The organism is Stenotrophomonas sp. YJH_SMC_17, assembly GCF_059371655.1.
The window spans coordinates 119,221-139,260 of the sequence record NZ_JCAFUU010000002.1; the positions used below are offsets into that span (position 1 = coordinate 119,221).

Genomic DNA, 20,040 nt, shown 5'->3' on the forward strand with positions numbered 1-20,040 from the left:
CGGGATCAACGCGCCGACCACACCCGTTCCGGCATGCTGGCCACTGGCTGACTGGCCTCGGAGTGCCGTCGCAGCCACCCTTGAAACCGGGTGGGGCAACCGCATCTTTCCAGCATCGCCGGCACCGGCCGGCACTGATGACCGATGAGGATTCGCAATGCGGATGGACAAGCTCACCTCGCGTTTCCAGCAGGCGCTGGCAGACGCACAGTCGCTGGCCGTGGGCCGCGACAACAGCATCATCGAACCGGTTCATTTGTTCAGTGCGCTGCTGGACCAGCAGGGCGGCAGCACGCGCCCGCTGCTGGCCCAGGCCGGCGTGAACGTACCGGTCCTGCGCGAGCGCCTGACCGAAGCACTGGACGCGCTGCCGAAGGTGTCCGGCCAGGCCGGCAATGTCTCGATGGGCAACGACCTGGGGCGCCTGCTGAACCAGACCGACAAGCTGGCCCAGCAGCACGGTGATGCCTTCATTGCCAGCGAGTGGTTCGTGCTCGCGGCGCTGGACGATGGCGGCACGCTGGGCATGGCACTGCGCGCCGCCGGTGCTGACAAGACCCGCCTGCAGGCTGCGATCGACAAGCTGCGTGGCGGCGAGAACGTGCAGTCGGAGAATGCCGAGGAACAGCGGCAGGCGCTGGAGAAGTACACCATCGACCTGACCGCGCGTGCCGAGAGCGGCAAGCTCGATCCGGTGATCGGACGTGACGAGGAGATCCGTCGCACCATCCAGGTGCTGCAGCGCCGGACCAAGAACAACCCGGTGCTGATCGGCGAACCCGGCGTGGGCAAGACTGCCATTGTCGAAGGGCTGGCCCAGCGCATCATCAACGACGAAGTGCCCGAAGGCCTGCGCGGCAAGCGCGTGCTGTCGCTGGACATGGGCGCGCTGATCGCCGGTGCCAAGTTCCGCGGTGAATTCGAAGAGCGCCTGAAGGGCGTGCTGAACGACTTGGCCAAGAACGAAGGCCAGATCATCCTGTTCATCGACGAACTGCACACCATGGTCGGCGCCGGCAAGGCCGACGGCGCGATGGATGCCGGCAACATGCTGAAGCCGGCACTGGCACGTGGCGAGCTGCACTGCATCGGTGCCACCACGCTGGATGAGTACCGCAAGTACATCGAGAAGGATGCTGCGCTGGAGCGCCGCTTCCAGAAGGTGTTCGTGGGCGAGCCGTCGGTGGAGGACACCATTGCGATCCTGCGCGGGCTGAAGGAGAAGTACGCGCTGCACCACGGCGTGGAGATCACCGACCCGGCCATCGTTGCCGCCGCCACGCTGTCCAACCGCTACATCACCGACCGCCAGCTGCCGGACAAGGCCATCGACCTGATGGACGAAGCCGCCTCGCGCCTGCGCATGGAGATCGACTCCAAGCCGGAGGAACTGGACCGCCTGGAACGCCGGGTGATCCAGCTGAAGATCCAGCGCGAGATGCTGAAGAAGGAAAAGGACGAAGCCTCGCGGCAACGCCTGGCCGACCTGGAAAACGACATCGATGGGCTGGAGCGCGAGTTCTCCGACCTCAATGAAATCTGGAAGTCGGAGAAGGCCGCGCTGCAGGGCGCGACGAAGATCAAGGAGCAGGTCGAACAGGCCAAGCTGGAGCTGGAGGCCGCGCAGCGCCGCCAGGATTTCGCCAAGATGAGCGAAATCCAGTACGGCCTGCTGCCGCAGCTGGAAAAGCAGCTGGCCGCAGCCCAGGAAGCCGAACACAAGGACTTCAAGCTGGTGCAGGACCGGGTCACCGACGAGGAGATCGCCGAAGTCGTGTCGCGCTGGACCGGCATCCCGGTCAACAAGATGCTCGAAGGTGAGCGCGACAAGCTGCTGCGCATGGAAGAGGTGCTGCACAACCGCGTGGTTGGCCAGGAAGAAGCGATCAAGGTCGTCTCCGATGCGGTGCGCCGCTCGCGTGCCGGCCTGTCCGACCCGAACCGTCCGGCCGGCTCGTTCCTGTTCCTCGGCCCGACCGGCGTCGGCAAGACCGAACTGTGCAAGTCGCTGGCCGAGTTCCTGTTCGACAGTGCCGACGCGATGATCCGCATCGACATGAGCGAATTCATGGAGAAGCACAGCGTCGCCCGCCTGATCGGTGCGCCCCCGGGCTACGTCGGCTACGAGGAAGGTGGCTACCTGACCGAGGCCGTGCGTCGTCGCCCATACTCGCTGATCCTCCTGGACGAAGTGGAGAAGGCGCATCCGGATGTGTTCAACATCCTGCTGCAGGTGCTGGACGATGGTCGCCTGACCGATGGCCAGGGCCGCACCGTGGACTTCCGCAACACCGTCATCGTGATGACCTCGAACCTGGGCTCGCACCAGATCCAGGACATGAGCACTGACGACAGCCCGGAGGCCTACACGCAGATGAAGGCGGCGGTGATGGGCGTGGTGCAGGCGCACTTCCGCCCGGAGTTCATCAACCGCCTGGACGACATCGTGGTGTTCCACCCGCTGGACAAGCAGCAGATCAAGCAGATCGCGCGTATCCAGATGCGCGGGCTTGAGAAGCGCCTGGCCGAGCGCGGACTGAAGCTGGCGGTGTCCGATGCGGCGTTCGACCTGCTCGGCAACGTCGGTTTCGATCCGGTGTATGGCGCGCGCCCGTTGAAGCGTGCGATCCAGTCGCAGTTGGAGAATCCGCTGGCGCAGCAGATCCTGTCCGGGGCCTTCGTCAACGGCGACACCATCGAAGTCGGCAACGACGGCGGCCACCTGGTGTTCGCCAAGGCGTGAATCATGCGGGGCGCTGCCTGATCGCAGCGCCCCGTTTTCTCCGGTAGCGCCGGGCCGTGCCCGGCGATTTCTCAAAAGCGGTGCGTGTACCCGCTCATCAAGCCGAACTGGTTCGCCTTCTGCACGATCGGGCTGTCGGCGGCATCGCCAAGCAGGCGCGTGCCTTCGGCCGAGATGTACCAGTTGCCGTTGCGGCCCACGCGGTGGCTCCACTTCAGGCCGATACCGGCACTGACCAGGCCGGCCTTTGGCTTGTGCTGGGCAAAGCCGGTACGCGCCGCCTGTTCCGGGCTGACGCCGTACCAGGTCTGCATGTAGCCGCGGTTGCCGTAGTCGGTGCACACGCTGCCGCTGACCACACCGCCTGCCAGGTCGAACAGCGGCATGCTCAGGTTCAGATGGATCTGCTGGGTGGCCAGGCCGTTCTCGCCCTTGTCCTCGTCCTTGCGGGTGAACTGCCAGGAGCCGCTCAGCACGGCTTCGCCCAGCGTATAACCAGCCGAGACGCCGACCAGGGGACGGGTATCGATATCACCCATGCCGCGCAGGAAGTCGGAACCGCCGAGCAGCGAGTCCTTTTCCTTGCGGATGCCGCTGGCGCCGACATACGCGCGCACGCGGGTGTGCTCGCCGATGGAGGTGCCCCAGCCGATGCCACTGGTGCCCAGAAACCATCCCCCCGGCGAGGTGACATCAAAGGACAACGACGGCGTCGCACGATACTCATCGCTGCCGCTGTAGCGCGGCGCCACGCCACCGCCGGCAGCGACCTCGAAGGTCCAGTGGTCATCCTTGGCGTGGGCGATCGGGGTGGCAAACAGCGGCAACAGGGCCAGGCAGAACAGGGCGGGGGAACGGCGATGCTGGGGCATGGAAACTCTCGACAATGGGAGGAAAGCAGCGCGCGCATCCGGCGAGTGCTGCAGGGTCGCTAGCGTGGCGATACGCCGGCGACCGATCCGTCCGCAGTTGTGCGGGAGTTGTAATCAACTGTAATCGTGCCCGTGGGCGTTCAGCTGGCAGCCAGCGGCCAGTGCATTTCCAGGCGCGCGCCACCCAGCGGGGCGCGGCTGATACGCAGCTCGCCGCCGTGTCGGGCGGCGATGCGGTTGACGATGGCCAGGCCCAGGCCAAAGCCACCGGTATCGCGGCTGCGACTGTCGTCCAGGCGGGTGAACGGACGCATCACCTTCTCGCGATCGGCGTCGGCAATGCCGGGACCGTCGTCATCCACGCGCAGGCAGGCGCGGCCGCTGACATCGACCAGCGAGACGTCCACCTGCGAACGTGCATGGCGCAGCGCATTGCCCACCAGGTTGCTGAGTGCCAGCTGCAGCAGGCGCGGCTCGGCATCCACCCGTGGCAATGCACTGGGCTGCACGCGCAGGACCACTCCGGCACGTTCGGCATCACGGCGCGCATCGGCCAGGCAGGCCTGCAGCCAGTCGTTGGCTTCAATCCGCTGCATCGGCTCACCTTCGCTGGGATGCTCCAGACGTTCATACGCCAGCAGTTCGCTGACCAGCCGGTTGAGCTCGGCGAGGTCTCCGTGCAGGCCTTGCGCCAGGCGCGCACGGCGCTCGGCGTCAGCGCTGTCCTGCATCAGGTCCAGGCCGAATGCCACGCGCGCGATCGGCGTGCGCAGTTCGTGCGAGATCGCATGGGTCAGGTCGCGCTGGCGCTGCACCAGTTCGGCCACGCGTGCGGCCATGCGGTTGGAATGGTCGACGATGACCCGGATCTGCGAACGTGGCGAGACCTGCGCGCGTGCCTGCAGATCGCCGGCGCCGATGCGGTCGGCGTGCAGGCGCAGCGCTTCCAGGTCGCGCCAGAGCAGGCGCACCCACGCATACAGGCTGGCACCGACCAGCAGCAGGATGCTGAGGTAGGCGGCAATGGTCATGTACGTTGTCATCTGCACCGCGCCAGGCAGGCGCAGGTGCAACCAGCGCCCATCGATGCCCTCGATGGGCAGCAGGACCTGCTGGTACTGATCGCGCACGATGAAGCCATCGGCCTTTACGGCTGCCTGTTCCTGCGCGTCGAGCGCGGGAGGCGTGGCGAGCAGCGTCAGGGCGATGCCATAGTGGGGCTGCCACTGCTGCAGGCGCTCACGCTGCTGGCCGGCGTCCAGGCCAGCCAGGCCACTGCGCAGGGCGTATACCTGTCCGCGCACCTGCTCGACGAACACGCGATCCTGCACGGGCGTGTAGATGCCGTCCAGGATGTGGTTGAGGAAGAATACCGACGCCAGGAAGCAGGCACCGGTGACAAACCACAACCACAGGAACAGCCGCTTCATGCCGTCCAGGCCGACGGATTGAACTGGTAGCCACGGCCCCACACGGTCTTGATCCGCCGCGGTTCGCGCGCATCATCGCCAAGCTTGCGGCGCAGCTTGCCGATGCTGACGTCGACGCTGCGGTCCAGGCCGTCGAAACCGATACCGCGCACCGCCTGCAGGATCTGGTCACGCGACAGGATCTGCCCGGGCTGGCTGGCCAGCAGCCACAGGATCTCGAACTCGGTGGTACCCACATCCACCGCCGCACCATGCAGATGGACTTCACGCTGCATGCGATCGATCAGCAGTTCGCCATGCATCAGCCGGCTGGGCGTACCGGTGTTGCCGCTGCCATGGCGACGGCGCAGCAGGGCGCGCAGGCGCGCCAGCAGCAAGCGTGGTTCGATCGGCTTGTGCACGTAATCGTCGGCACCCGATTCCAGGCCCAGTACCTGCTCGATGTCGTCCTCGCAGGCGGTCAGCATCAGGATCGGCACATCGGAGAAGCTGCGGATCTGCCGGCACACATCGATGCCGCCCAGGCCGGGCAGCATCAGGTCCAGCACCACCAGCTCCGGGGCATGCTGGCGGCAGGCCGCGCCGGCAAGGTCACCGCGGGCCACATGCTGCACGGCGAAGCCGTGTTCGTGGAGATAGTCGCTGACCAGTTCGGCCAGGCGACGATCATCTTCCACCAGCAGGACCGGTGTCGGCGTGCCGTTGGCGGTGGGTGTCCAAGGGGATGGCTGCATGCGCGTAGGGCCTCCGTGCCCGGGCAGGAGCGCCCGGCGGCGCAGCCTAGCAACGGCCCATGACGGCTGCCTGAATCGCGGCCAACCTGATAACCGGCGGTACGGACGTCATCGCCAGCGGCTCTCAGCGCCACGCCGAGGCTGGCCTATCGTGGCGGTTTCCCCGGATGGAGCCTGGTGCAATGAGCGACCCGCAGTGGCAACTGGAAACCCTGGCCGTGCACGGCGGCTACCGTCCCGACCCGACCACCCGCGCGGTGGCGGTGCCGATCTACCAGACGGTGGCGTATGCCTTTGATGACACCCAGCACGGCGCCGACCTGTTCGACCTGAAGGTGCCCGGCAACATCTACACCCGTATCATGAATCCCACCACCGACGTGCTGGAGCAGCGCCTGGCCGCACTGGAGGGTGGCATCGGCGCGCTGGCGCTGGCCTCGGGGCAGGCCGCGATCACCTACGCGATCCAGACCATCGCCGAGGCCGGTGACAACATCATCGCCTCCGGCGCGCTGTATGGCGGCAGCCTCAACCTGCTGGCGCACACGCTGCCGCAGTACGGCATCCAGGCGCGCTTTGCTGATCCGGCCGATCCGGCCGCGTTCGCTGCGCTGATCGACGACCGCACCAGGGCGGTGTTCGTCGAATCGATCGGCAACCCGCGCGGCAACGTCACCGACATCGCCGCCATCGCCGAAGTCGCTCACGCGGCCGGCGTGCCACTGATCGTCGACAACACGGTGGCCACACCGTTCCTGCTGCGCCCGTTCGAGCACGGCGCCGACATCGTGGTGCATTCGCTGACCAAGTACCTGGGCGGCCACGGCAACAGCCTGGGCGGTGCGATCATCGACTCGGGGCGTTTCGACTGGGCTGCGCAGCCGAAGCGCTTCGCCCGCCTCAACCAGCCCGACCCCAGCTATCACGGCGTGGTCTACACCGAAGCCTTGGGCCCTGCCGCCTACATCGGCCGCGCGCGGGTGGTGCCATTGCGCAATACCGGCGCGGCGCTGTCACCGTTCAACGCGTTCCTGATCCTGCAGGGCATCGAGACCCTGGCCCTGCGCATGGAACGCATCAACGCCAACGCACTGGCCGTCGCGCAGTTCCTGAAGGCGCACGCCAAGGTGGCCTGGGTGCGTTACGCCGGGTTGGCCGACGATCCGGAACATGCTGCTGCACAGCGCTATCTTGGCGGGCACGGCTCGGGCGTGTTGACCTTCGGCCTGCCGGGCGGCCGCGAGGCAGGCGCACGTTTCCTGGATGCGCTGAAGCTGTTCACCCGGCTGGTGAACCTGGGTGACGCCAAATCGCTGGCGACCCATCCAGCGTCCACCACCCATCGCCAGCTGGATGCCGCTGAACTGGCCAAGGCGGGTGTGAGCGAGGACACCGTGCGGCTGTCGATCGGCATCGAACACATCGGCGACCTGCGCGCGGACCTGGAGCAGGCCCTGGCCGGCGCCTGATAGCCGCGCGCTTGGTGCATATCGCCACAGGCGATCACCATCGGCGGCGCGATGCGCTACGGTGGAACTGCCTCTCCAAGGCGTGGCAACGTGGCGATCCAGATCCCCGGTCGATGCGGGTCGACCGGGGATTTTTTTGTTTCGGGGTCGGATCCGTTTTCCTGTGGAAAACGGATCCGACCCATGCGCCGACGTGTCGACCCAGGTCGGCACCTACCAGAGCAGAACGCCGTTCCGACAGATCGCAGGAATCTGTCGAAGGCGGGGTGGGTCCGGTTGCAGGGGCGTGAGCGCCATGGATGGTGCGACCGAGCCTCCATGGACGGATTCACGGCGTCCCCTGCAGCCGGACCTACCCTGCCATCCCACGGATAGTCAGCTTTTGCCTTTGCCTTTGCTTTTGCCTTTGCCTTTGCCGTTGCCTTGGCAGGTGCAGGGCTGCAAGCCCTGCCGCACCCACACCCCTCACACCACCGGAATGCTGTGCTGCCCCAGGTTCCGGTACGGCGGCGTGGACATGATCATCTCCGCCAGCGAATAGGCCAGCTCGCGCTCGGCCATCACCGTGCCATCGGCACCATGTTCCAGCAGATGCTTCACTTCCGCATCGCTGTGCGCGCGCGCCAGCAGGGTCAGGTCCGGGTTGATCGCCCGCAGCTTCGCCAGCGCCTCACCGGCCTCCAGCGGCTGAGGAATGGCCAGCACCGCGATCTTGGCGCGCTCCGGATGGGCCTCGGCCAATACCCGGTCGGCGGCGGCGCTGCCGCGGATCGCCGCCAGGCCCTTGGCGTGCGCCTGTTCGACGTGTTCCTTGTTGTCATCGATCACCAGCACCGGCACGCCACGGTCGCGCAGCACCTGCGCCAGTTCGCTGCCGACCCGGCCGTAACCAATGACGATGGCATGGTCATGCAGGTCGCGCGAGGGACCGGTGGCCTCTTCGGGTTCGGCGGCCTGGGGCGATTGCTCCTGTTTGGCCTGCCAGCGATCGAGCAGGCCGAACACCAATGGGTTGAGCATGATCGACACCAACGCACCGGCCAGCACCAGCGACTGGCCTTCCTTCGGCAGGATCTGCAGCGCCACGCCCAGGCCGGCGATGATGAAGGCGAACTCGCCGATCTGCGCCAGGCTGGCCGAGATGGTCAGCGCGGTGCTGGTCGGGTGACCGAACGCACGCACGATGAAGAATGCGGCGGCCGACTTGCCGAACATGATGATCAGCACCGTGGCCAGCACCTGCCACGGGTGCTGGATGAGGATGTTGGGATCGAACAGCATGCCGACCGAGACGAAGAACAGCACCGCGAACGCATCGCGCAGCGGCAGCGAATCGTGCGCGGCCTTATGGCTCAGCTCTGATTCGTTGAGCAGCATGCCGGCGAAGAACGCGCCCAGCGCGAAGGAGACGCCGAACAACATGGCCGAGCCGAACGCCACGCCCAGCGCGATCGCCAGCACCGACAGGGTGAACAGCTCGCGCGAGCCGGTGCCGGCGATACGCTCCAGGATCCACGGAATGACCCGGCGTCCGACCACCAGCATCACCGCCACGAACAGGCCCAGCTGCACGAAGGTCCAGCCGATGTCGGCCAGCACGCTGCCCAGCGAGTGCGATTCCTTGGCTGCATCGGGGCCGAACACGCCGGCCATCACCGGCATCATCACCAGTGCCAGCACGCAGGCCAGGTCTTCCACGATCAGCCAGCCGACCGCGATCTTGCCGCGCATCGTCTCCAGCAGACGGCGTTCCTCCATCGCCCGCAGCAGCACCACGGTACTGGCGGTGGCCAGCGAGAAACCGAAGATGACGCCATGGATCGCCGGCCAGCCCATCAGCGAGGCCACGCCCCAGCCGAGCAGGGTGGCCACCGCGATCTGGCCGATGGCGCCGGGGATGGCGATGGCCTTGACCGCCATCAGGTCCTTCAGCGAGAAGTGCAGGCCGACGCCGAACATCAGCAGCATCACGCCCAGCTCGGCCAACTGGTTGGCCAGCGCCTGGTCGGCAACGAAGCCGGGGGTGAACGGGCCTACGCAGATGCCAGCAACCAGGTAACCGACCAGGGGAGACAAGCGGAGCTTGTTGGCCAGCGCGCCGAAGATGAAGGCGAGCCCCAGGCCAACGGCAACGATGTTGATCAGGTCGGTGTCATGGTGCATCGGCACTCGCAGGGAATCGGGGGTGTCCCGATTTTCACCGATGAGGCCAGATACGGCAAACCCTAAATGCGAATGGGGTCAGATCCTTTTTCCCGAAGGAAAAGGGATCTGACCCCACCAGGGAGTTGCCGGCCAGAGGCCGGCACTACCAAGGAACCGCCCGCCAGCACTTACCAGGTGTACTTGATCCGCCCGTACACATACGCGCCGTTGAAGCCGAATGGCGAGTAGTTGCTGTACGGCAGCATGCCGAAGGTCGAGTTCTGCAGGTCTTCGGTGCGGTCCGGGTACTTGTCCAGCAGGTTGTCGGCGCCCACGGTCAGCGTCCAGTTGCTGCTGGGCTTATAGCTGGCCGAGGCATCCACCACCCAGGCATCGCCGTAGGTCTGGTCACGCAGCGCGGTGGCCGAGTTGCGCACGGTGAACTTGCCGTAGCGGGTCGCCGCCAGGCCCAGTTCCCAGTGATCCGAACGCCAGGTGCCGCTCAGGATCGCCTTGTCGCGCGGGTAGCTGTCCTCGATTCGGCCGATCTCATCACGGCCGATCAGCGACTGGGTCAGGCCCAGCGTGCCAAACACCGCCGGGGTGCCGCCGATGCGGCGCACTTCGGTGTCGTTGTAGCTGTAGGCGGCGGTCAGTTCCAGGCTGCTGGCACTGAACGGCACCGTGTAGCTGGACACGAAGTCGACGCCACGGGTGCGCGTATCCAGGCCGTTGGTGAAGTAGGAGAACGCGGTCACCTGCGGCAGGCCGAGGGTGCCCAGCAGCGCGCTGGTGGCGGCGTTGGTGGTGATGCTGGACGACAATGCGATGCGGTCATCAATGTCGATCTGGTAAGCATCGACGGTGATGTACAGGCGGTCGACCGGCTGCAGCACCAGGCCCAGGCTGTAGGAGGTGGAGGTCTCGGCCTTCAGCGGCGAGGCGCCCAGCGCCTGCGCGGCCTGGCTGGTGGTCGGGAAGGTGCCGCGCTCGACGAACACGCCGTTGAGGAACTGGCTGGTGACCGCCTGGTAGCCCTGCTGCGCCAGCGACGGCGCACGGAAGCCGCTGGAGGCAGTGGCACGCAGCGCGACCTTGTCGGTGAATGCGTAGCGCGCCGACAGCTTGCCCGAGAAGCGGTCGCCGAAGTCCGAGTAGTCCTCGTAGCGGCCTGTGATGCCGGCGGAGAACTTCTCGGTCAGGTCCGCTTCCAGGCCGGCATAGACCGCGTAGTTGTGGCGGTCGGCATGCACTTCATTGGTCGGGGTGAAGCCCGCGAAGCCCTGCGCGCCGCTGCCGGTGTACGAGTTCAGTTCGCCGGGCTTCTGGTCCCACTTCTCCTTGCGGTACTCACCACCGAAGGACAGCGTGACCGGGTAGGCCAGGCCCCAGTCCAGCGACTTGGTCAGGTCGGCGTTGAAGATGTCCTGCTGGTACTTCAGCGTGCCGTCGTAGAACGAGCGCGGGCTGGTCGCGCCGAGGCTGTAGTTGATGCTGTTGCGGGTGTGGAAATCGAGGGTGTTCTCGCCATGGTTCAGGCTCAGGTCCCAGGTCCAGCCGTTGTCGGTGTTGCCCTTGACTCCGGCCACCAGCGAACGGTCCTTGGAATACTGGTTGATCTCCGGCACGTAGCCATCCGGGTAGGTCTGCGCCAGCAGTGCGCTCTGCCCGCTGTGGTTGCGCGAGCGGTAGAACGCGAACGAGGTGATGTCGCGGTTGCTCAGCAGCGCGCTGGCGTAGCCTGTCACGTGGTCGCTGAAGTCGAAGCTGGCGTTGGCCGAAGCGGCGGTGGCATCCACGCGCGGGTCGCCGACGATGAAGGTCTTCTGGCCGATGCTGGGGAAGTTGCCGGTGTTCGGCGTGGCGCCGCGGTACGGGCCGGCGCGGTTGCTCTCGTCCTGCTGGCTGATCTGGCCAGCCACGTGCACGCGACCACGGCCGTTGCCGAACTCGACGCCGGTATCGCCGGAGAGCTGGTACTTGTTGCCGTCACCGGCCGAGTACTGGCCGTAGTCCACGGCCAGGCTGCCGCCACGGCCGCTGCCCTTGAGCACGATGTTGATGACGCCTGCAATGGCGTCCGAGCCGTACTGTGCCGACGCACCGTCGCGCAGCACTTCCACGCGCTCGATGGCGGCGATCGGGATCGCATTGATGTCCACCGCCGACGAGCCACGGCCGATGCTGCCGTTGACGTTGATCATCGCCGAGGTGTGGCGGCGCTTGCCGTTGACCAGCACCAGCACCTGGTCCGGCGACAGGCCGCGCAGCTGCGCCGGGCGCACGCCACTGGTGCCGTCGGTCAAGGCCGGGCGCGGGAAGTTCAGCGAGGGCAGGGCGCGCGACAGTGCGGTGGCCAGCTCACTGGTGCCGGTGGACTGCAGCACTTCAGGGGTGATGATGTCGATCGGCGACTGCGATTCGGCGACCGTGCGGTCGGCCACGCGGGTGCCGGTGACGATCACCGTGTCCAGGGTATTGGCGGCGGTGCCGGCCTGCTGGGCAGCGGCAAGGAACGGAGAGCCACCGAGTGCGACAGCGACGGCGGCGGCGATCAGGCTGGTCTTGCGGGTCATCGGGATGGGGCTCCGGTTGGCGGGGGCGGCACCGGACTCGACATCACGGGGGTGAGGCGGACGGCGGTTGTTGCGGTGCGCAATACAGCAATTAACGGGATATTCAGTGCCTGTCAAATGCCGGTCACCGAAAAAAACGTTGCAGCAGCAACCATTTAGCCAGGACCGGCACCGGCGGGGAGGAGACCCGGGACGCGCGCGGCGAGGACGTGGGAGAGAGGAACGTCGGCCACTGCGCATCCCGGGGCGCGTCAAGTATTCGTTAACGCTAGAATTGCGTCGCAGGAACAGTGCTCACCAGCACATTCCATTCGGTTATATGGACGCCTCCCCCGATGATCTCCCTTCGTAATTTCGCCTTGCGCCGCGGCGAGCGGCTGCTGTTGTCCAATGTCGACCTGACCCTGCACGCCGGTTACCGGGTGGGTGTAGTCGGCCGCAATGGCGCTGGCAAGTCCAGCCTGTTCGCGGCGGTGAAGGGCGAGCTGGAGGCCGACAAGGGCGACGTCGACCTGCCCGGCAAGGTCCGTATCGCCAGCGTGGCGCAGGAAACCCCTTCGCTGCCGGACCCGGCGCTGAGCTTCGTGCTGGGCGGCGATATCGATGTGGCCGCGGTGCTGGCCGAAGAGGCGGAGGCGACTGCCCGCGAAGACTGGGAGGCGGTGGCCAACGCGCACACGAAGATGGCCGAGATGGGGGCCTACGACGCCGAAGCGCGCGCCGGCAAGCTGCTGCACGGCCTCGGATTCCCGGCCGAGACCCACCAGCGCGCGGTATCTTCGTTCTCCGGTGGCTGGCGCGTGCGCCTGAACCTGGCGCGCGCGCTGATGATGCCCAGCGACCTGCTGCTGCTGGACGAACCGACCAACCACCTCGACCTGGACGCGGTGTACTGGCTGGAACAGTGGCTGTTGAAGTACCCGGGCACCCTGCTGCTGATCTCGCATGACCGCGAGTTCCTCGACAACGTGGCTACCCACACCCTGCACCTGCACGGTGGCGGTGCCAAGCTCTATCCGGGCGGCTACACCGATTTCGAGCGCCAGCGCGCCGAGCAGCTGCGCCAGCAGCAGATCGCGCACGAGAAGGAACAGGCCGAGCGCGCTCACCTGCAGAGCTTCATCGACCGCTTCAAGGCGCAGGCCAGCAAGGCCGCGCAGGCGCAGAGCCGCATGAAGCGCCTGGCCAAGCTGGCCGGCACCGAGGCGGTGCGTGCCGAGCGCGAGTTCCGCATCGAGTTCGCGCCGCCGGCCAAGCTGCCGTTCTCGCTGATCCGCCTGAACCACGTCGAGGCCGGCTACGGCAAGGATGCGGTGATCCTGCACAACGTCGGCTTCGGCCTGGAAGCGGGCCAGCGCATCGGCCTGCTCGGCCCGAACGGCGCCGGCAAGACCACGCTGGTGAAGACCCTGGTGGGTGAACTGGCACCGATCGTCGGTGAGCGCATGGCGCACCCGGACCTGAAGATCGGCTACTTCGCCCAGCACACGGTGGAGTCGCTGCACGAAGGCCAGTCGCCGATGGAGCACTTCCGCGAGATCGCCCCCGATGCGCCGAACCAGTCGTTCCGCGACTTCCTCGGCAAGTGGAATTTCCCGGGCGATCGCGCGTTCGAGCCGGTCGATGGTTTCTCCGGTGGCGAGCGCGCACGCCTGGCGCTGGCCCTGATCGCCTGGCAGCAGCCGAACGTGCTGCTGCTGGACGAACCGACCAACCACCTTGACCTGGAAATGCGCGAAGCGCTGGCCGAAGCACTGGCCACCTTCGAGGGCGCGATCGTGATGGTCTCGCATGACCGCCACCTGATCGGCCTGGTCTGCGATACCTATTGGCGCGTGGCCGATGGCGTGGTCGAGCCGTTCGACGGCGATCTGGATGCCTACGCCGCGTGGCTGCGTACCCGCCCGCAGGCACAGGGCACCAAGGCCCGCATGGAGCAGGTGGAAGAGCCGGTGGTGGTCAAGACCGCGCCGGTGGCGCAGGTGGTGCAGAAAAAGCCGGTGAACCCGCACAAGCTGGCCGCCGCCGAGGCCAAGGTAGCCGAGCTGGAAGGCGCGCTGGCCGAGCTGGACCGCCAGTTGGCCGACCCGGCCAACTACGCCGATGCCACGCGCATGGCCGTGATTGGCCGTAACCGCGAAACCGCCGCCGCGCAGCTTGAAAAGGCCGAAGCGGCCTGGATGGAACTGCTGGAGTCCTGACCGGTAGTGCCGGCCGCGGGCCGGCTGGCTTTCTTGTGGAGCCGAGCCATGCTCGGCTTGCGCGCGCAGCGCGGCATTGAACACGAAGCAGCCGAGCGTGGGCTCGGCTCTACATCACCCCTGCGCCTGCAACCATTCGCGAAAGCGCTTTGCCGGCTCGCGCTCGGCGCGCGAGCGCAGCCGCGTCAGCCAGTAACGCCCCAGCTCCAGCGTGGTGCTGAACGGCTGCAGCAGGCGACCTTCGGCAAGTTCCTGCTCGAACATGCACAGCGGCAGCAGCGCTACCCCAGCTCCGCCAGCGGCGGCCATCGCCACCGTCAACGAGGAATCGAACACCGGCCCGCGCGCTTCCACGCCACTGACCCCCGCCGCCTGCAACCAGCGCGGCCATTCGTCGCTGCGGTAGGAGCGCAGCAGCGGCAGCGTGCCCAGGTCACGCGGCTGCTTCAGGCGCCGTGCCAGTGCCGGTGCGCACAGTGGCGCGAACGGCGCATCGAGGATCGCGGTGCAGGCCTGGCCCTGCCAGTCGCCATCACCGAAGCGGATCGCCAGGTCCAGCCCTTCACCGGCCAGGTCGATGCGGTTGTTGTGGGTCTGCAGGCGCAGCTCGATGTCCGGATGCGCGCTCTCGAACGCGGCCAGCCGTGGCAGCAGCCAGCCGGTGGCGAAGGTGCCGACCACGCCCAGGGTCAGCACCTCGCGCGCCGGGCCACCGGTGTAGCGGGCGATGCTGGCCGAGATACGCTCGAACGATTCGTTGAGCACCGGGTACAACGCGGCACCTTCATCGGTGAGGGCAACGCCACGTGGCAGCCGATGGAACAGGCGGATGCCGAGCCGGTCCTCCAGGCCGCGGATCTGGTGGCTCAGCGCGGCCTGGCTGACGCACAGCTCCAGCGCGGCGCGGGTGAAATTCTGGTGGCGTGCGGCCGCCTCGAAGGCGCGCAGCGCATTCAGGGGCAGGGTAGGGTGCAGCATGGGCGAGTCGTGAGCCAGGATGATGACGGATCGTACTCTCTGCAGCGGGTTGTCTGGAATCTCAATGGATTGATTGCCAAAGGCATGAGATTTTCTGATGGCTCCCGCTGAAACTTCGCGCTGGTCACCCCGGCAACCGATTTGAATAATCGAGCGGTCATCAGGAGAACCCGCATGCTTGCCCGTCGCCGATTCCTGCACTCCAGTGCTGTTGCCGCTGCCTCTTCGCTTGCCCTGCCATTGCTGGCGCGCGCGGCGGTCACGCCCCCGGCCGCCGCCTCGGCCGATACCGCCATCACTGCCGCCACCGACTTCGCGGCGCTGGAAAAGGCCTGCGCCGGTCGCTTGGGCGTGACCCTGCTCGACACCGCGAGCGGTCGCCGCGTCGGCTATCGCCAGGACGAGCGTTTCCCGATGTGCAGCACCTTCAAGAGCATGCTGGCCGCCACGGTGCTCAGCCAGGCCGAGCGCGCGCCGGCGCTGCTCGACCGCCGCGTGCCGGTGCGAGAGGGCGACCTGCTCTCGCATGCGCCAGTGACCCGGCGCCACGTCGGCAAGGACATGACCGTGCGCGACCTGTGCCGGGCCACCATCATCACCAGCGACAACACTGCTGCCAACCTGCTGTTCGGTGTGATCGGTGGCCCGCCTGCGGTGACTGCCTTCCTGCGCGCCAGCGGCGATACGGTGAGCCGCAGCGATCGTCTGGAGCCGGAAATGAACAGCTTTGCAGAAGGCGATCCACGCGACACCACCACGCCGGCGGCGATGGCTGGTTCGCTGCAGCGCGTTGTCCTGGGTGAGGTGCTGCAGCCGGCATCGCGACAGCAGCTGGCCGACTGGCTGATCGACAACGAGACCGGCGATGCCTGCCTGCGCGCGGGCCTGGGCAAGCGCTGGCGGGTGGGCGACAAGACCGGCAGCAACGGCGAGGATGCACGCAACGATATTGCCGTGCTGTGGCCGCGGGCAGGCGGCGCACCTTGGGTGCTGACTGCCTATCTGCAGTCCGGTGCGATCAGCAACGAGCAGCGCGCCACGGTGCTGGCCCAGGTGGGCCGGATCGCCGATGGGCTGATCGGATGAGGTAACCGGGAGCCATTCATGGGCGGCTTGCCGGATCGGTTCGGCGCGCGCATCCTGCGCGCGTTCGAACCCCACGGAAGACCCCGATGAGCCATGAGTTGATCTACCTGCTGCTGATCTTCGCGCTGCTGGTGATCCCGCGCGCGCTGCAGCGCTTCAGCCTGCCCGCACCCCTGACCTGCCTGCTGTTCGGCATCATCGGCATGCTCTGGCTGGGCGACCAGGCCCACGATGCGGTGATCGGCCTGCTGGCCACGCTGGGTATTTCCTCGCTGTTCCTGTTCGCTGGCCTGGAAGTGGACCTGCAGGCGCTGCGCCGTGGCATGTGGCCGCTGCTGGCGCACCTGGTGATCCGCAGCGCGACCTTGTTCGGGGTCGGCTGGCTGGCCTGGCGCTATGCAGGGTTGCCGTGGCAGGCCGCCGGCCTGTTGGCGCTGGCGCTGCTGACGCCCTCCACCGGTTTCATCATGGATTCGCTGTCACGGCTGGGCCTGAGCGAAGACGAGCGGTTCTGGGTGACCAGCAAGGCCATCGCCGGCGAACTGCTGGCGCTGGCGGCGTTGTTCATCGTGCTGCAGGCCGGTGACCCGGGCCATATGGCGCTGTCCAGCCTGGCCCTGCTGGCGATGATGGTCGGCCTGCCCCTGCTGTTCATCGCACTGGGGCGTTGGGTGGCGCCGCACGCGCCCGGCTCGGAATTCTCGCTGCTGGTGATGGTGGGCATGGTGGCGGCCTACATCACCTATCTGCTGGGCGTGTATTACCTGGTCGGCGCGTTCATCGCCGGGCTGGTCGCGCGCCTGCTGCACCAGCGCATGCCGCTGCTGGCCTCGCACGAGAACCTGCACGCGCTGCGCCTGTTCGCGTCGTTCTTCGTGCCGTTCTACTTCTTCAACGCCGGCACCAAGGTGCCCAGTGAAGCGCTCAGTTTCGAGGCGCTGGGGCTGGGCATCGTGATCACCCTGGTGGTGCTGCCGCTGCGCATCGGCGTGGTCTGGTTGCAGCGCCGGGTGATGTTCGGCGAGAGCTTCCGCAGCAGCCTGCGGGTCTCGCTGGCGCTGGCACCGACGCTGATCTTCACCCTGGTGCTGGCGGCGATCATGCGCGAACGCTTCCAGATTCCTGCAGTGCTGTTCGGCGCGCTGCTGCTCTACGCGGCGTTGACCACGCTGCTGCCGTCGCTGGTGTTCCGCACCCCGTTCGATGTTGATCCGGTGGAACAGGAGCCGGCGGGTGAGGGCGAGGCTGCGCCGGTGGCGGCGACCGAGGTCATCCCCGCCGATCCGCAGAAGGCACCGCTACCACCGCAGGCGTGAGCCGCCACCACGTGCAGCGGCTTGCACTTGCCTGCGGCAACGCAGACACTGCGCGCCCGTGAAGCGCGCCCTGTGAGCGGCCGCCACCGTCAGGAGCAACAGGCGTGACCCAGGAAACCCATCCAGACCGCCGCGTGCTGCCGGGCAGGATCCTGCTGTGGTTTTCAGCGTTCGCGCTGTTGATCCTGCTGGTCTGCAGCTGGTCGATGCCGCCGGTCGATGCGTCTGGCTTCCGGCAGACGCAGACCGCGCTGTCGATCGACTGGCTGCTGCGCGGTGGCCCCTGGCTGGACTACATGACCCCCGTGCTGGGCGCGCCCTGGTCGATTCCCTTTGAATTCCCGTTCTACCAGTGGCTGGCAGCACTGCTTTCCAGTCTCACCGGCATGAGCGCGGACAACAGCGGGCGGCTGGTCTCCACGCTCTTCCACGCCGGCTGCATCTGGCTGGTCTACCGTGCGCTGCTGGCGTGGCGTCCTGATCGCACGCTGGCGGTGTGTGTCGCCGGTGCGTTCGCGGTATCACCGTATGCCCTGTTCTGGGGCCGCTCGGTAATGATGGAATCCAGTGCGGTGTTCTTCGGCCTGCTCTTTGTCTGGGCGATGGCACGTCTGAGCAGCCAGCCGCGCGTGTGGGTAGGACTGGTCGCCGTCGTCGCAGCGATGCTGTCGGCGGCGATCAAGGTCACCTCGTTCTTCGGCTTTGCCGTGTTCGTTGCACTGGCGTTCGCGTGGCTTGCCGTGCGCGAGCATGGCTGGCGTCCGCAGTGGCTGCGGCGGCACTGGCGGCTGGTGTTCTGGGGTGGCCTGTCCGCGCTTGCCGTGCTGGCCACGCTCAGCCTGTGGCTGCAGCATGCCGATGCCCTGAAGGCACAGTCGGCGCTGGGGCGGCAGATCACCTCCGATGCACTGTCCACCTGGAACTATGGCACGCTGCAGCAGCGCCTGGATCCGGCCACCTGGTGGGGCACGGTGTTCAAGAAGCGCTTCTCCGGTGCGATCGGCTCCAACTGGATTTTCCTCATCTTCCTCATCGCCGGGCTGTGGCAGGCACGCACGCGCACGGCGGTGGCGGTGCTGCTGCTGGCCTACCTGGCGCCGTTCCTGGTCTTCACCAACCTGCACATCGCCCATCCGTACTACCAGGCGGCCAACATCGTGTTCGCCACGTCGATCATCGGCCTGGTGCTGTGGTCGACGGTGCTTGCGGCCGAGGCGGCGGGCAGGCCGCGCCGCGGTGTCTTGCTGGCGATCTTCCTGTGTGTGCTGTCGCTGGGTTTCGGTCTGGTGAAGTCGCTGAAGGACATCAGGGAAGCGCGCGCGCTCACGCCGGTTTCGCAGATTGCCGAGGCCATCCGCAATGGCACGACAGCGCAGGGGGTGGTGGTTGCATTCGGCCAGGACTGGTCCTCCGAACTGGCCTATTTCTCTGGCCGCCGCGCCTTGATGGTTCCGGATTGGGCATCGGACGAGGTGCTTGCATCGTTGGCTGCCGATGATGCCGCGCTGGGTGGGCTGCCGCTGGCCGCGCTGGTCAACTGCCCGAACCACCTGGGCAGCACCGCGCAACGCATGCAGTGGCAGGCCATGATCACGGCGCGCTACGCCGCCGGTGGCCAGAAGCAGGATGTGGGAGGGTGCGAGGTCTGGTTGCATCGCTGACGCGCCGTGGCCGATCTGCACGGTTTGCGCGCGCCGGCCATGGCCGTTAGGGTTGGGGCATGAGACCCATTGCCGTTGCCACTGCTTCCGCCCTCCTGCTCAGCCTTGCTGCGTGCACGCAACCCGCCGAGACGGTCACCCATGATCTGGCCACCGCGCCGGCCGATGCGTTCATGGCGGCAATCGCCGCGCACTGCGGGCAGGCCTACGCCGGCAAGGTGGTGGAGGACACGCCTGCACCGACCGGCGAGGATCCGTTCGCCGGGCAGCGCCTGGTGATGCATGTGCGCGGCTGCGCCGATCCGGCGCATGAGCTGCGCATCCCGTTCCATGTCGGCGATGACCACTCGCGGACCTGGGTGCTGACCCGCACACCGAACGGGCTGCGCCTGAAACACGACCATCGCCACGAAGACGGCAGCCCCGACGCGATCACCCTGTACGGTGGCGACAGCACGCCGCCAGGAACTGCCGAACGCCAGCAGTTCCCGGCCGATACCGATTCAGTTGCGATGTTCCGCCGCGCCGACATGCTGGCCTCCACGCACAACACCTGGGCGATGGAGATCGATCCGGACCAGACGTTCGTCTATGAACTGACGCGCCCGGAGGGCCGGCGGTTCCGCGTGCAGTTCGACCTGAGCAAGCCGGTCGACCTGCCGCCGCCACCGTGGGGCGACGACAAAGCGCCCGCACCGTGATCGCGGGGTCGGATCCCTCCTGCGGAGGGCTCGGACCCCGGAAAGACCCCCAGTAGATCCGCGTCATGCGTGGATGCGGAATACCTGATCGGGGGCAGAGCCGTGGCCGCTGGCCAAGGGGCCGCCCC

General features: G+C 67.0%; 13 protein-coding genes. 7 read left to right on the plus strand and 6 right to left on the minus strand.

Annotation, left to right across the window (positions count from 1 at the left end):
* Positions 1-157: 157 nt before the first annotated feature.
* Positions 158-2,743 (plus strand): ATP-dependent chaperone ClpB, encoded by a 2,586-nt coding sequence (gene clpB / locus AC5P8Z_RS05695; RefSeq protein ID WP_495228410.1) that lies wholly within the window; start codon positions 158-160, stop codon positions 2,741-2,743.
* 71 nt (positions 2,744-2,814) lie between these two features.
* Here clpB and AC5P8Z_RS05700 read toward each other — a convergent pair whose 3' ends face one another.
* The 3 genes from AC5P8Z_RS05700 to AC5P8Z_RS05710 all read right to left on the minus strand — a co-directional run bounded on the left by AC5P8Z_RS05700 (position 2,815) and on the right by AC5P8Z_RS05710 (position 5,779).
* Positions 2,815-3,615 (minus strand): MipA/OmpV family protein, encoded by an 801-nt coding sequence (locus tag AC5P8Z_RS05700; protein ID WP_286069596.1) that lies wholly within the window; start codon positions 3,613-3,615, stop codon positions 2,815-2,817.
* Positions 3,616-3,755: 140 nt separating this feature from the next.
* Complete coding sequence (locus AC5P8Z_RS05705; RefSeq protein WP_495228412.1) at positions 3,756-5,045, minus strand: ATP-binding protein; 1,290 nt, start codon at positions 5,043-5,045, stop codon at positions 3,756-3,758.
* A complete protein-coding gene (locus AC5P8Z_RS05710; RefSeq protein WP_286069594.1) occupies positions 5,042-5,779 on the minus strand; it encodes a winged helix-turn-helix domain-containing protein in 738 nt (245 codons plus the stop codon). The genes AC5P8Z_RS05705 and AC5P8Z_RS05710 overlap by 4 nt, the downstream gene beginning before the upstream one ends.
* Positions 5,780-5,961: 182 nt before the next feature.
* On the opposite strand from AC5P8Z_RS05710, the gene AC5P8Z_RS05715 reads away from it, so the two are divergent.
* The gene (locus AC5P8Z_RS05715) at positions 5,962-7,248 is read left to right on the plus strand and encodes an O-acetylhomoserine aminocarboxypropyltransferase/cysteine synthase family protein (RefSeq protein ID WP_495228413.1); all 1,287 of its coding nucleotides are present in this window, start codon (positions 5,962-5,964) and stop codon (positions 7,246-7,248) included.
* A 465-nt stretch (positions 7,249-7,713) separates the two neighbouring features.
* Here AC5P8Z_RS05715 and ybaL read toward each other — a convergent pair whose 3' ends face one another.
* Positions 7,714-9,411 (minus strand): YbaL family putative K(+) efflux transporter, encoded by a 1,698-nt coding sequence (gene ybaL, locus AC5P8Z_RS05720; RefSeq protein ID WP_286069591.1) that lies wholly within the window; start codon positions 9,409-9,411, stop codon positions 7,714-7,716.
* Positions 9,412-9,581: 170 nt separating this feature from the next.
* A complete protein-coding gene (locus tag AC5P8Z_RS05725; RefSeq protein ID WP_495228415.1) occupies positions 9,582-11,969 on the minus strand; it encodes a TonB-dependent receptor plug domain-containing protein in 2,388 nt (795 codons plus the stop codon).
* Positions 11,970-12,304: 335 nt separating this feature from the next.
* On the opposite strand from AC5P8Z_RS05725, the gene AC5P8Z_RS05730 reads away from it, so the two are divergent.
* Positions 12,305-14,170, plus strand: coding sequence for an ABC-F family ATP-binding cassette domain-containing protein (locus AC5P8Z_RS05730; RefSeq protein WP_295565424.1), 1,866 nt, complete (start codon positions 12,305-12,307; stop codon positions 14,168-14,170).
* Between the two features lie 114 nt (positions 14,171-14,284).
* Here the strand turns inward: AC5P8Z_RS05730 and ampR are convergent, their stop codons facing one another.
* Entirely contained in the window at positions 14,285-15,148 is an 864-nt protein-coding gene (ampR, locus tag AC5P8Z_RS05735; protein ID WP_295565422.1) for a LysR family transcriptional regulator AmpR, read from the minus strand.
* 174 nt (positions 15,149-15,322) lie between these two features.
* Between ampR and blaL2 the strand changes: the two genes are divergently transcribed.
* The 4 genes from blaL2 to AC5P8Z_RS05755 all read left to right on the plus strand — a co-directional run bounded on the left by blaL2 (position 15,323) and on the right by AC5P8Z_RS05755 (position 19,912).
* A complete protein-coding gene (gene blaL2 / locus AC5P8Z_RS05740) occupies positions 15,323-16,234 on the plus strand; it encodes a L2 family extended-spectrum class A beta-lactamase (RefSeq protein WP_495228416.1) in 912 nt (303 codons plus the stop codon).
* 86 nt (positions 16,235-16,320) lie between these two features.
* On the plus strand, positions 16,321-17,550 hold the full coding sequence (locus AC5P8Z_RS05745) for a cation:proton antiporter (RefSeq protein ID WP_295565418.1): 1,230 nt from the start codon (positions 16,321-16,323) through the stop codon (positions 17,548-17,550).
* 104 nt (positions 17,551-17,654) lie between these two features.
* Positions 17,655-19,211, plus strand: a complete 1,557-nt coding sequence (locus tag AC5P8Z_RS05750; RefSeq protein WP_495228418.1) for an ArnT family glycosyltransferase — start codon at positions 17,655-17,657, stop codon at positions 19,209-19,211.
* A 59-nt stretch (positions 19,212-19,270) separates the two neighbouring features.
* Complete coding sequence (locus AC5P8Z_RS05755) at positions 19,271-19,912, plus strand: hypothetical protein (RefSeq protein ID WP_295565414.1); 642 nt, start codon at positions 19,271-19,273, stop codon at positions 19,910-19,912.
* Positions 19,913-20,040: the final 128 nt, after the last annotated feature.